Origin of the sequence: Rhodoferax ferrireducens, from assembly GCF_031458075.1 — a bacterium.
GTDB lineage: Bacteria > Pseudomonadota > Gammaproteobacteria > Burkholderiales > Burkholderiaceae_C > Rhodoferax_B > Rhodoferax_B ferrireducens_A.
In genome coordinates, this window is the sequence record NZ_JAVDXT010000001.1 from 1430988 (window position 1) to 1443595 (window position 12608).

Consider the following 12608-nt stretch of genomic DNA (forward strand, 5'->3'; position numbering starts at 1 on the left):
GGTTAGTCGTGCCGCGCCGCGTTGTAGGTGGCGGTCAGCAGTTTGTCGGTATAGGCAATGGCCAGCGCACTGAGCAGAAACACGACGTGGATGGTGGTTTGCCACATCAGCACCTTCTCGTCGTAGTTGGCCGCGTTAATGAAGGTCTTGAGCAGGTGAATCGATGAAATACCGATGATGGCCATGGCCAGCTTGACCTTCAGCACAGACGCGTTCACATGGCTTAGCCATTCTGGTTGGTCGGGGTGGCCCTCCAGGTTCATGCGGCTCACAAAGGTCTCGTAGCCACCCACAATCACCATGATCAGCAGGTTGGAGATCATCACCACGTCGATCAGCGCCAGCACCACCAGCATGATGATGGTTTCATTCAGCGCGCTGGGGACGCCTGCGTCCTTGTAGCCAATGCTGCTGACCAGCGCCTGCAGCGCAGTCTGGCTGCCGAAGGCGGCTTCCACCAGATGCAGCAGCTCGACCAGAAAATGCACCACATACACAGCCTGCGCGGCGATCAGGCCCAGATACAGGGGCAGTTGCAGCCAGCGGCTGGCAAAAATGAAGCCGGAGAGGGGGCTCAGCGGAGCGGGCTTTACGGGGGAGGGGTCAGACATTTTTTAGCGGGTAAGTTGGTAACAGGGATGCCGGATTGTAGGATTAGGCGTTTGTAGGCTTTCTACAAGTCAGCGGCGTGTAAGAGCCAGCATCGACATTACCGTTCAGCGCTAACCAAACTATCCATTGAGGAGACAAAACCATGACCAGCCCCAGCTCTGCCATCGAGTCCGTGTTGATTGAAAACCGCGTGTTCCCGCCCAGCGAGGCGGCGGTCAAAGCGGCCCGCATTTCCGGCATGGAGGGCTACAACGCCCTGTGCGCCGAGGCCGAGCGGGACTTCGAAGGCTTCTGGAGCCGCCTGGCCCGCGAGAATCTGCAGTGGAACAAGCCGTTCACCCAGACGCTGGACGAGTCCAACGCCCCGTTCTACCAATGGTTTGCCGATGGCGAGCTGAACGCCTCGGCCAACTGCCTGGACAAGCACATGGGCACGCCGACCGAGCACAAGACGGCCGTGATCTTCGAAGCCGACGACGGCAGCGTCAAGAAGACGACCTACCGCGAGCTGCTGACCCAGGTCAGCCAGTTCGCCAATGCGCTCAAGGCCGCGGGCATCCAGAAGGGCGACCGCGTACTGGTCTACATGCCCATGACGCTGGAGGGCGTGATTGCCATGCAAGCCTGCGCCCGCATCGGCGCCACCCACAGCGTGGTGTTTGGCGGTTTCTCGGCCAAGGCCTTGAACGAACGCATCATCGACGCCGGCGCCGTAGCGGTGATCACCGCCAACTACCAGATGCGCGGCGGCAAGGAGCTGCCGCTCAAGGCCATCGTCGATGAAGGCATCAATATGGGCGGTTGCGAGTCGATCAAGACCGTGTTCGTCTACCAGCGCACCGCTACGGCCTGCGCCATGGTGGCCGGCCGCGACAAGACCTTTGCCGAAGCCATTGCCGGCCAGAGCAGCGACTGCCCGCCGGTGGCCGTGGGCGCCGAACATCCGCTGTTCATCCTGTACACATCCGGCTCCACCGGCAAGCCCAAGGGTGTGCAGCACAGCACCGGCGGCTACCTGCTGTGGGCCAAGCTGACCATGGACTGGACCTTTGATCTGCGTCCCGAAGACGTGTTCTGGTGCACCGCCGACATCGGCTGGATCACCGGCCACACCTATGTGGCCTATGGCCCGCTGGCGGCGGGTGCCACGCAGATCATCTTTGAGGGCATCCCCACCTTCCCGAACGCCGGCCGCTTCTGGCAGATGATCGAACGCCACAAGTGCACGATTTTCTACACCGCGCCCACCGCCATCCGCTCGCTGATCAAGGCCGCCGAATCCGACGCCGCCGTGCACCCCGACCGCTCCGACCTCAGCAGCCTGCGCATCCTCGGCTCGGTGGGCGAGCCCATCAACCCCGAAGCCTGGATGTGGTACTACAAGAACGTCGGCCACGAGCGCTGCCCCATCGTCGACACCTTCTGGCAGACCGAAACCGGCGGCCACATGATGTCGCCCATGCCCGGCGCCACACCGCTGGTGCCCGGTAGCTGCACCTTGCCGCTGCCCGGCATCATGGCTGCTATCGTCGACGAGGTGGGCACCGACATCCCGAATGGCACGGGCGGCCTGCTGGTGGTCAAGCGCCCGTGGCCCAGCATGATCCGCACCATCTGGAATGACCCCGAGCGCTTCAAGAAGAGCTACTTCCCCGAAGAAATGGGCGGCAAGATCTACCTGGCCGGCGACGGCGCGGTGCGCAGTGCCGACCGCGGCTACTTCCGCATCACCGGCCGCATCGACGATGTGCTGAACGTGTCCGGCCACCGCATGGGCACGATGGAGATCGAGTCGGCCCTGGTGTCGCACACCGCGCTGGTGGCCGAGGCCGCAGTGGTCGGCCGCCCCGACGACCTGACCGGCGAGGCCATCTGCGCCTTCGTGGTGCTGAAGCGCGGCCGTCCTTCGGGCGACGAAGCCAAGCAGATCGCCAACGAGCTGCGTGCCTGGGTGGCCAAGGAAATCGGCCCGATTGCCAAGCCCAAGGACATCCGCTTTGGCGACAACCTGCCCAAGACCCGTAGCGGCAAGATCATGCGCCGCCTGCTGCGCAGCCTGGCCAAGGGCGAAGAGGTGACACAAGACACCTCCACCCTGGAGAACCCGGCGATCCTGGGCCAGCTGGGCCAGGCCTATTAACGGTTTGCTATATTTAATATAGCTGCTTGCGCTGGTGCAATAAGCGCCATAGGCCTAAAAGACCATTAAAAAAGCCCGCTGAAATCCAGCGGGCTTTTTGCCTTGTGTGGGCCGGCTTACTTCAGCGACAGCACCCAGGCCGCCAGCTTCTTGGCATCGGCTTCGTTCACCTGGGCGTTGGCCGGCATGGCTACCGGGCCCCAGGCGCCGACGCCGCCCTGGCGGATCTTCAGCGCCAGCCGGTCGACCGCGCCTTTGTCGCCGCGGTATTTGTTGGCCACCTCCTTGAACGCCGGGCCGACGCGCTTGCTGTCGATGGTGTGGCAGGCCATGCAGCTCTTGGCGGTTGCCAGGGCCTGGTCCGCCTGGGCGGGCAGGAGGGCGGTGCAGGCCAAAGCCAAAGTCAACAGAAGGCGCTTCATCATTTGTGTCGTGGGTTGGGGTACAGTGAACCGATGTCATTTTATAGAGCGACGCCAACCGGTCTGGCCGTCGCAGGCTGGAGGCCCACATGCTGTTTTTAGGAATCGGAATCGTCTTGCTGGCGCTCAAATACCTGGCGATGGGCCCTGTGGCCGAATGGAGCTGGTGGGTGGTGCTGTCGCCGTTCGGCCTGGCGATGGTTTGGTGGTGGTGGGCCGACGCTACCGGCTACACCAAGCGCAAGGTGATGGAAAGAGAAGACAAGCGTAAGCAGGCGCGCATCGACAAAAGCCGCGAAGCCATGGGCCTCAAACCCAAGAAACCCCGTTAACTAATCGCCAGCATAAAAAAGCCCAGGGTCTTGTGACCCTGGGCTTTTTTGCATGGCGCGTGGCTTAAAACGCGTCGAGCACCGCGCCCTTGCTGGCGGTCGATGCATTGAAGGCAAACTTGGCCTGCACGCCACGGGTGTAGCGGGGCGCGGGTGCTTTCCACACTGCACGGCGCTGGGCGATTACGGCATCGTCGACATTCAGCTGCAACAGCAGCTGGCGCGAGTCGATGGTGATGGAGTCGCCTTCTTCCACCAGGGCGATCACACCACCGGCAGCGGCTTCGGGCGCTACGTGGCCCACCACCATGCCCCAGGTACCGCCGGAGAAGCGGCCGTCGGTGATCAGGCCCACGCTTTCGCCCAGACCGGCGCCGATCAGCGCGCCGGTGGGGGCCAGCATTTCGGGCATGCCCGGGCCGCCCTTGGGGCCCAGGTAGCGCAGCACCATCACGTCGCCGGCCACAATCTTGCCGGCCAGGATGGCGGCCAGCGCCGATTGCTCATCGTCGAACACGCGGGCCGGGCCGGTCATCACCGGGTTCTTCAGGCCGGTGATCTTGGCCACGCAGCCTTCGGGCGACAGATTGCCCTTCAGGATGGCCAGGTGGCCTTGCTTGTACATGGGGCGGTCGATGGGGCGGATCACGTCCTGGTCGGCACGTGGTACGTCCGGAATGTCGGCCAGCACTTCGGCCACGGTCTGGCCGGTGATGGTCAGGCAGTCGCCGTGCAGCAGGCCGGCGGCCAGCAGCGTCTTCATGACTTGCGGAATGCCGCCCGCGCGGTGCAGGTCTACCGCCAGGTACTGGCCGCTGGGCTTCAGGTCGCACAACACCGGGGTTTTGACGCGCACACGCTCGAAGTCGTCGATGCTCCATTCCACACCAGCCGCATGGGCGATGGCCAGGAAGTGCAGCACGGCGTTGGTCGAGCCGCCGGTGGCCATGATGACCGCCACGGCGTTTTCGATCGACTTGCGGGTCACGATGTCGCGCGGCTTGATGTCCTTCTTGATGGCTTCGATCAGCACGCGGGCCGATTCCTGGGCCGAGTTCAGCTTCTCGTCGTGCGGGTTCGCCATGGTGCTTGAATAGATCAGGCTGATGCCCAGGGCTTCGAAGGCGCTGGACATGGTGTTGGCCGTGTACATGCCGCCGCAGGAGCCGGTGCCGGGGATGGCGCGCTTTTCGATCTCCAGCAGGTCTTCGTCGCTCAGATTGCCGGCGGCGTTCTGGCCCACGGCTTCGAACACGCTGACGATGTTCAGGTCCTGGCCCTTGTAGCGGCCCGGCAGGATGGTGCCGCCGTACACATAGATGGCCGGCACATTGGCGCGCAGCATGCCCATCAGGCCGCCAGGCATGTTCTTGTCGCAGCCGCCGACCACCAGCACGCCGTCCATCCACTGGCCTTGCACGCTGGTCTCAATACAGTCGCTGATGACTTCGCGGCTGACCAAGCTGTACTTCATGCCTTCGGTGCCCATGGCCATGCCGTCGGAGATGGTGGGGGTGCCGAACACCTGGGCATTGCCGCCCGCGGCTTCGATGGCGTCGATGGCCGCGTCGGTGAGCTTTTGCAGGCCGCTGTTGCAGGGCGTGATGGTGCTGTGGCCGTTCGCCACGCCGACCATCGGCTTCTTGAAGTCGCCCTCTTCGTAGCCCATGGCGTAGTACATCGAGCGGTTGGGCGCGCGCGACTTGCCTTCGGTGATGTTTTTCGAGCGGGGGTTCAGGATGATGGGCTTGGTTTCCATGGCGGGTCTCTTTGTGTCGTGGGGAAATCTATGCTCACCCCCAGGCTACACGCTACGCGTTTCCGCCAACCCCCTTGCAGGGGGCGATACCAGTGGCCCGGCAAAGCCGGTTCCACGGTATCTCTGGACGATGCGCGTTTTGTTTATAGCGGTGGTGGGCACGGCTATTTTTGCAGAGTGCAGTATCAGCGAAACAAAATTTAGGGTCCAATCTATTTTTAAGTGGTTATTAATATGTTTGGCGTATGAATGAAATAGAACTTCGCCTGTGGAACCAGTTTGCGGTACTGGCCGAGGAACTGCACTTTGGCCGGGCCGCCCAGCGCCTGTTCATGACCCAGCCGCCGCTGACGCAGGCCATCGCCCAGCTGGAGAAGCGGCTGGCGGTGCGCCTGTTCGACCGCACCAAGCGCAGCGTACAGCTCACCGCCACCGGCCGGGCTTTGCTGCCCGAGGTGCTGGACCTGCTGGCCCGCGCCCAGGCCTTGCCCGAACATGCGCGTGCGGCGGCAGCCGGCGAGCTGGGCCGCTTGCGGCTGGCGTTTGTGTCGACGGTCGGCTTTGCCTTGCTGCCGCAATGGGTGCGCGGCTTTCGGGCGCTGTACCCCAAGGTGCAGATGGAGCTGGTCGAGGCCACCGGCGATGTGCAGCTGGAAGCCTTTGCGCGCGGCGAGATGGATGCGGGCTTCATGCTGCACGCACCCGGCTTTGCGCCGTTGGGCCTTGCGCGCCACGTGGTCAGCCAGGAGCCGCTGGTGCTGGCTTTGCCTGAGCAAAACCCCTTGGCCGCCTTGCCCAGCCTGACCCTGCCTGCGGTGCTGGACCAGCCGCTGGTAATCTTCCCGCGCCGCATCGTGCCCTCGTTGTACGACGCGATTTTCGGCGTCTACCACGCCGCCGGGCGCCTGCCCGAGGTGGCGCAAGAGGCCATCCAGATGCAGACCATCGTCAACCTGGTGTCCGCCGGCCTCGGCTGCGCCTGGGTGCCGCAAAGCGTCACGCAGTTCCAGCGGCCGGGCGTGGTGTACCGCAGCGTGCTGGCCGGCAAACGCGGCGCGGCTTTGCCGGGCTGCGAGACCAGCCTGGTCTGGTCGGCAGCAGATGCCAGCCCGGCATTGCTGCGCTTTGTGGAGTTTGTGCAGCAGGCTTGATTGCTCTGCTTTTGATAGCTGTTGCCGCTTACGAAATAAGCGCCAGAGGCACTTTTTCACGTATACCGACTCCGTCTTAAACACCCGCTCCCACGTCCTTGGCCGCAGTCTGCTGCGGGGGCGATGGGAATTTGCCGAAGCCCGGCAGCCGCAGCTTCAGGTCGTTCACGTCGATGCCGAAGCCCAGGCCGAGCAGGTTCAGCTCCAGGCCTTCTTCGCGCGCCACCGTCACACCGGCCAGGCCCAACACGGACAGCTGCCAACCCGTGCCGCTGGGGGCATGGTCGACAAAGGTGTTCGGGCCGAGATAGTCCTTGCCGATGGCGGTGGGCGGCAGGTCCAGGTGCAGCGCGGGCACATGGCGCGCGACCCAGGCGACAAAGGTGTTGCTGTTCGGGCCGGGCCAGAGCCGGTACTCGTGGCCCCAGGGATAGGCGGCGATGGCTTCCTCGATGTCGTCGATCATGTCGTTCACGCCAGCGCCGCGGTGGTCCGCCAGCAACTGCGGATAGGCGCCATACCAGTGGGCGTCGGGATGGCTGCTGCTGCCCGTGACCAGCGCCTCCTCGCCGTTTTGGGCGCGCCAACCCACGATCTGGTAGGTGGTGTAGTGGTCTGCGCCTGCGCGCTTGACTGCGATCCACGGGTGGATGCCGAAAGCGCCGCGCCAGCGCACGGTGCGCGCGCCATAGACCTGCACTACTGCGCGGCGTTCCACTGCGGGGTCGGGCGCCTGGCCGGTGCTGGCGCTACGGGTCTGCTGCCAGGGTGTTTGCATATCGAGCGTGCCCGAGGCCAGCACGCCAATCGGCCCCAGCAGCAACAGCAGCAAAAGGCCCAGCAGCCGCAGCGGCCAGCGCAGCCAGCCGCCGCGACGGGTGCCGCCAGGATGGGGGGAAGACGTATCTAGAGGTGTGCCGGAAGCCATGCCCGGAGTATGCCCTTGCGGGGATACCGGGGCACTAGGGGCACCTCGCAGTAATTGTGTAAACATTGTGTGCAGCGCCAGGTGCGGCAAGGGCTGCGGGCACAATACCCGCCATGCTGATCCACCCCGAAATCAATCCCATCGCCCTGCAAATCGGCCCGCTGGCCGTCCACTGGTACGGCCTGACCTATCTGGCCGCGTTTGCGCTGTTCATGTTCCTGGGCACGCGCCGCTTGCGCCACCCTCCTTATGCCCGCATGGCCGGCGCCCAAGCCTGGTCCACCAAGGATGTGGAAGACATTCTGTTCCTCGGCGTGATGGGCGTGGTGCTGGGCGGGCGCATTGGCTACTGCCTGTTCTACAAGCCCGGCTATTACGCCAGCCATCCGCTGGAGGTGTTCTACGTGTGGCAGGGCGGCATGTCCTTCCACGGCGGCCTGCTGGGCGTGATCGGGTCTATGTTCTGGTTTGCCCATTCGCGCAAAAAGCCGTTCTGGCAGGTGGCCGACTTTGTGGCGCCGTGCGTGCCTACTGGCCTGGCCGCCGGGCGCGTGGGTAACTTCATCAACGGTGAGCTCTGGGGCCGGCTGAGCTCACCGGATCTGCCCTGGGGCATGGTGTTCCGCGACGGCGGGCCGCTGCCGCGCCACCCATCGCAGGTTTACCAGTTCCTGCTGGAAGGCTTGCTGCTGTTCATTTTGCTGTGGCTGTATGCGCGCAAGGAGCGGGCGCAGGGCCAGGTGGCGGCGGCGTTCATGTTCGGCTACGGTGTGTTCCGCTTTATCGCCGAGTTTTTCCGCGAGCCTGATGCCTTCCTGGGCCTGTTGTCGCTGGGCATGAGCATGGGCCAGTGGCTGTGCGTGCCGATGATCGTGGGCGGCGCCGGTCTGTGGTGGTGGTTCGGCCAGCGCAAGACTTCAGTATAAAACGGGCCCCAGCGCATATTCCACCTGCGCTGGTAGCTATTTAATCTGTAGCGTGGCGCTGTACCCAGGCGGCCACGCCCTCGGGGGAGCGAAAGTCTTCCAGCGAGCGCACCGGTATCTCGGGAAAGCGTTGCGCCCATAGCTTGGCCAGCGCGTGGCCCGCGCCCAGCTCCAGCACGCAGCGCACCCCGCGCTCGGCCACGGCCTCCATGCAGGCCGCCCATTCCACCGTGTGCGAGATTTGCTGGGCCAGGTCGCGGCGCAACACCTCGACCCGCCGCGTGGCGCTGCCGCTGTAGTTGGTGGCGAGCGGGCAATCGGGTGCGGCCAGTGGCATGTTCTGCAACAGCGCCGCCACCTCTACGCTGGCCGCGGCCATCCACGACGAATGCGAAGCCAGTCGTACTTCCAGCCACTTGCACTGGGCACCGGCGGCGGTCAGCAGCGGCTCGGCGGCTTCCAGGTCAATGCGGCGGCCGGCAAAGATGTGGTGCATGGGTCCGAGGCGGATCGCGCATTCCAGCGGCGCGGCGACCTGCTCGGCCGGCAGCCCCGATACCGACAGCAAGCCGGTGACCGCGCCAGCACCCGCGCGGTCCATGGTGGTGGCGCGCTGGGTGGCCAGGCTTAGCGCGGCCGCAACGTCGAACACCCCGGCGCAGGCAAACGCGGGTAGCTCGCCCACGCTGTAGCCTGCGACGATGGCAGGGGCCGTCTTCAGCAGCGGCTGCAGCACGGCCCAGGCGGCCAGGGCCGTGCCGGTCACCAGCGGCTGGGCGATGGCGTTGGCGTGCAGAAAGTTGGGATCTTGCAGGCGGGTGCGCCAGTCTGTACCGATGGCCTGGGCCATGTTCGCGAGAGCAGGTTGGGCAGCCGCTTGGGAGTCCAGCCAGGGCAGCATCTCGGCGTGCTGGCTGCCCTGGCCGGGGAACAGCAAGGCGTAGCTCATGCGAGGCAGGGCTGTGCCTGGGTTGCCGACACGCTGAGCTGCTGCACCCAGCAGGCGCAGGCCAGCAGGTCGGCCGAGCCACCGGGCGACAGCCGCCGCGCTACAAAATCCGCGTGCAGGGCGCGTGCATGTTCCAGCCAGTCGGGCCGGGCGGCACCGCCGGCGGCCAGAAACTGGCGGGCTGCCTGTTGGCCAAAACGCAGGCCGTCCATGCCGCCGCGGTGCACCATGTTTGTATCGTCCAGGTAGGCCATGGTGGCGAAGAAAGCCTGGATGCGCGCGGCCCGGTCGGCCAGGCCCTGGGCGTAGGCGGCTTGCAGCGCGGGCAGGGTGGTTTCGAACAAGGTGGGGAAGGCGTCGGCGGCTTCGTCACCGGCGCTGCGCAACTGGTAGCGCTGGGCGGCGCGCTGGCCGTGGGTGCTGGGCGCGCGCTGGCGGGCGCGCTCGGCCCGGCTGCGCAAGGCCGGCCCCCAATGGGTGGACAGCGCCGTGCGCAAGGCGTCTGGGCTGATGGCTATCTGCTGGGCTTGCAGGTTGCCGGCACTGGCGCACAGCAGGCCCAGCGCAAAAATGGCGCCGCGGTGGGTATTGATACCGCCGGTCGCGCGCAGCATGCGGGCCTCGGCCTGCAAGCCCAGGGCTTCCAGTGCGGCAAACGGCTGCTGGGCCGAGCCCGCATGGGCCATCTGCACGAAGTAATGGCGCAGGGCGAACAGGCTTCGCACAAAGGTCTGCGCCGTCATGTCCTGGTGGCTGCCGTTGTCGCGCAGGGACACCAGGCCGGGCTTGGGCTCCAGGGCCAGCTCCAGGTACAGCGCGCGCACCGCTTGCTGGCCAATAGGGGCTAGATCGCGCATGCCGCCTCCGTGAGCGCCTGCAGCGCTGGCAGATCGGCAAGCTGCAGGCTGTGGCGGCTTTTCACCATCACGCTGCGGGTTTGGCCCTGCAGCAGGCGCGCATATTCGCGCCAGGCCACCGCATGGCCGCCGGCAAACACCAGTTCGCCGTCTATGCGCATGGGCAGCTGGGCGGATTCCAGTTGCGCCACCACGGCCTGGGCGGTGTCCATGTCGGGCACCTGCAGACTCAGGTCGATGTCGGATTGGGCGTGTACATAGTCCAGCCCGCTCAGGTGTTGCCAGCCGTGGGAGCCGTACACATGGGCCGTGATGCCGAGCCCATCCGCCAAGGCTTGTGCGGCGGACTGCCATGCGGTTCCCTGGGCGACCTCTTGCAGCGTAGGGAAGTCGCCGTGGGCTTGTATGTCTTCGGGTGCCAGGTCCAGCGCCAGCTTGCTGGCGGCCCAGCTACGCGGCGCGGCCAGTCCTACGGAGATGCGCTGCGTGGATGTGCATGGTGCCTGGCGGCACACCACCAGCGGCAGCCGGTGCTGTTGCCAATGGGCGAGGGTGGTGCGCGCAGCCGTGTCCCAAGGCCGGGCGGCCAAGGTGGCCCAGGCCGCGTCGTGCAGCCAGACCAGCTGGTTACGCCGCAGTGCCCGCATGGCGTACCTGCGCACTCACCTGCGCCGACAGTTTGCGGCCGCCGCGGGCCGCGCCGTCGGTTGCACGCCGGTCGTGCCCGGCGTCGTCGCTGCGCGCATCCAGCAGGGCTTGCCGCAGCTGGGCCTGCAGGTCGCCGGTCCACAGGCTGCGCACGGCGCCCATGGCCACGTAGTTGTCTACGCCCGGGGCGAACACTGGGTTGGACTGCGACAGTTCGGTCAGCCGGGCTTCGTCGATCTTGGTGATGCGGGCCATGGCCGGCAGGCGCATCACGCGGATCTCGGCCTCGGGCAGGGCGTAGCAGGCATCGGCCATCAGCCCCGACGTGATGAAACCACCCGACAGCGCCTGGTCGTAGATCAGCCCGATCACCGCATGGCCCTGGCGGCGCGCCAGTTCGATGCAGCAGCCCAGGTGCGCCATGTAGCGGTTGATGGCCAGCAGCTCGTCGCGGTGGCGCAGGCGCTGGCCCTGGGTGTCGATCAGCAGCAAGATGGTCTGGCCGGGGTGGTTGCGTACGACATCCAACACTTCGCGGGCCTGGGCCAGGGCGAGTTCCACGCCGATGGGAGCGTGCTCGGTGGTGCCGATGACGCGCAGGGTCTGGCCGTCCAGCGTGGCATCTCCGGCCAGAAAATCGCCGTTGCGCTGTACCTGGTGCGGGCTGCCGAACAGGGCGCTGAGCAGGGTATCGATGTTCATACGGCTTCCTTCCAGGCGCGCAGCTCGGCCGCTTCCATGTCGGCCACTTTGCCGGGCTGCGGAACGCCCAGGCGGACCCAGATCTCTAGCGCATCGCGGCTGTTGCCGTCCAGGCGCAGGCGTTCGGACAGCTCGGCGTGTTCCTGCTCCAGGCTTTCCAGCGTCAGCGGGCGGGCACTGTCAATGCTTTCGATGGCGGCTTGGCGGAAGGCGGCCATGCTGTCGTCGGCCAGGGCATCGCAGTCGCCGCTCAGGTAGCGGTGCTTGCCGCCGGTGGTGCGCCATACCAGGGCGCGGTCGCGCGAATCGAATTCTTCGGCGCCGTGCGAAGCCTCGATCACCTCGGGTCCGGACATGGCCAGCCGCGCCACGTCGCTCATCACGATGCGGTCGGCGCAGCGCGCCACCAGGCCCATGCCGCCAAAGCAGCCGTTGGCGCCGCCGATCAGCACGACCACCGGAATGCCGGCGGCCCGCACGTCCAGCAGGGCGCGCATGACTTCCGACACCGCGATCAGGCCGGCGTTGGCCTCGTGCAGACGCACGCCGCCTGATTCGGCCAGCAGCAGTACCGCGGCCGGCCGCTGGTCTACCGCACGCTGGAACAGGCCGACCAGCTTGGCGCCATGCACCTCGCCGACGCCTCCGCCCATGAACTCGCCTTCTTGGGCGGCAATCAATACCGATTTGCCATCCAACCGGCCGCTGCCGACCACCACGCCGTCGTCAAACGCGGCGGGCACGTCCAGCAAAGCCAGGTGCGGGCTGGTGACGCGCTGCGCCGGGCCGAGGATTTCGGCAAACGTGCCCGCGTCCAGGATGCCCAGCACACGCTTGCGGGCGGTGGATTCTGAAAAGCTGCTGCTCATGGCGTGGCCCCCTTGAGTTCGGCCACGGCCTGGTCCAGGCGCAGGCTGACGACCGCCGGTGTCGCACCCATGTCGTTGACCGAGATGCGCACATCGGCCAGCTGGTGGCGCTGGTGGAAGTCTTCGGCCACGGCCTGCCAGATCGGACCGAAGCCGCGGGCCGAGGTGTCGATATGCAGCGTGCACTGGCCGCTCCCGGGGGCGGCTTCGACCAGCACTTCGAGGTTGCCGGAGCCGACCACGCCGACCAGCACCGGGGTGGGGATGCTGGGCCTGTGGCTGCCGGCGAAGGTGTAGTTGAGTTTTTCCATCA

General features: G+C 65.9%; 14 protein-coding genes. 4 read left to right on the forward strand and 10 right to left on the reverse strand.

The window, feature by feature from the left end; all coding sequences use genetic code 11:
• Positions 1-2: 2 nt before the first annotated feature.
• Complete coding sequence (locus tag J2X19_RS06680) at positions 3-611, reverse strand: TIGR00645 family protein (RefSeq protein ID WP_116608692.1); 609 nt, start codon at positions 609-611, stop codon at positions 3-5.
• 143 nt (positions 612-754) lie between these two features.
• Between J2X19_RS06680 and acs the strand changes: the two genes are divergently transcribed.
• Positions 755-2752: an acetate--CoA ligase gene (gene acs / locus J2X19_RS06685; protein WP_310371756.1), complete on the forward strand. Its 1998-nt coding sequence runs from the start codon at positions 755-757 to the stop codon at positions 2750-2752.
• Positions 2753-2868: 116 nt separating this feature from the next.
• Here the strand turns inward: acs and J2X19_RS06690 are convergent, their stop codons facing one another.
• Positions 2869-3174 carry a c-type cytochrome gene (locus J2X19_RS06690; RefSeq protein WP_310371758.1) on the reverse strand — a complete coding sequence of 102 codons (306 nt, stop codon included), beginning with the start codon at positions 3172-3174 and terminating at the stop codon, positions 2869-2871.
• Positions 3175-3263: 89 nt separating this feature from the next.
• On the opposite strand from J2X19_RS06690, the gene J2X19_RS06695 reads away from it, so the two are divergent.
• Positions 3264-3506, forward strand: a complete 243-nt coding sequence (locus J2X19_RS06695) for a TIGR04438 family Trp-rich protein (protein WP_310371760.1) — start codon at positions 3264-3266, stop codon at positions 3504-3506.
• Between the two features lie 64 nt (positions 3507-3570).
• On the opposite strand, the gene ilvD is transcribed toward J2X19_RS06695, so the two are convergent.
• Positions 3571-5265: a dihydroxy-acid dehydratase gene (gene ilvD / locus J2X19_RS06700; protein ID WP_116608689.1), complete on the reverse strand. Its 1695-nt coding sequence runs from the start codon at positions 5263-5265 to the stop codon at positions 3571-3573.
• A 245-nt stretch (positions 5266-5510) separates the two neighbouring features.
• Between ilvD and J2X19_RS06705 the strand changes: the two genes are divergently transcribed.
• Entirely contained in the window at positions 5511-6416 is a 906-nt protein-coding gene (locus tag J2X19_RS06705; protein ID WP_310371763.1) for a LysR family transcriptional regulator, read from the forward strand.
• A 76-nt stretch (positions 6417-6492) separates the two neighbouring features.
• On the opposite strand, the gene J2X19_RS06710 is transcribed toward J2X19_RS06705, so the two are convergent.
• Positions 6493-7344 (reverse strand): DUF3750 domain-containing protein, encoded by an 852-nt coding sequence (locus J2X19_RS06710; protein WP_310371765.1) that lies wholly within the window; start codon positions 7342-7344, stop codon positions 6493-6495.
• Between the two features lie 113 nt (positions 7345-7457).
• On the opposite strand from J2X19_RS06710, the gene lgt reads away from it, so the two are divergent.
• Positions 7458-8270, forward strand: coding sequence for a prolipoprotein diacylglyceryl transferase (gene lgt, locus J2X19_RS06715; RefSeq protein ID WP_310371767.1), 813 nt, complete (start codon positions 7458-7460; stop codon positions 8268-8270).
• A gap of 40 nt (positions 8271-8310) precedes the next feature.
• Here the strand turns inward: lgt and J2X19_RS06720 are convergent, their stop codons facing one another.
• The 6 genes from J2X19_RS06720 to mdcC are packed head-to-tail and all read right to left on the reverse strand — an operon-like array spanning position 8311 to position 12606.
• Positions 8311-9219 (reverse strand): acyltransferase domain-containing protein, encoded by a 909-nt coding sequence (locus J2X19_RS06720; protein WP_310371769.1) that lies wholly within the window; start codon positions 9217-9219, stop codon positions 8311-8313.
• Positions 9216-10076, reverse strand: coding sequence for a triphosphoribosyl-dephospho-CoA synthase MdcB (gene mdcB, locus J2X19_RS06725; protein WP_310371771.1), 861 nt, complete (start codon positions 10074-10076; stop codon positions 9216-9218). Before mdcB ends, J2X19_RS06720 begins: the two co-directional genes overlap by 4 nt.
• Positions 10064-10723, reverse strand: coding sequence for a malonate decarboxylase holo-[acyl-carrier-protein] synthase (mdcG, locus tag J2X19_RS06730; RefSeq protein ID WP_310371773.1), 660 nt, complete (start codon positions 10721-10723; stop codon positions 10064-10066). The genes mdcB and mdcG overlap by 13 nt, the downstream gene beginning before the upstream one ends.
• Positions 10704-11426: a biotin-independent malonate decarboxylase subunit gamma gene (gene mdcE / locus J2X19_RS06735; RefSeq protein ID WP_310371775.1), complete on the reverse strand. Its 723-nt coding sequence runs from the start codon at positions 11424-11426 to the stop codon at positions 10704-10706. The genes mdcG and mdcE overlap by 20 nt, the downstream gene beginning before the upstream one ends.
• Positions 11423-12295, reverse strand: coding sequence for a biotin-independent malonate decarboxylase subunit beta (locus tag J2X19_RS06740; RefSeq protein WP_310371777.1), 873 nt, complete (start codon positions 12293-12295; stop codon positions 11423-11425). Before J2X19_RS06740 ends, mdcE begins: the two co-directional genes overlap by 4 nt.
• A complete protein-coding gene (gene mdcC, locus J2X19_RS06745) occupies positions 12292-12606 on the reverse strand; it encodes a malonate decarboxylase acyl carrier protein (RefSeq protein ID WP_310371779.1) in 315 nt (104 codons plus the stop codon). The genes J2X19_RS06740 and mdcC overlap by 4 nt, the downstream gene beginning before the upstream one ends.
• Positions 12607-12608: the final 2 nt, after the last annotated feature.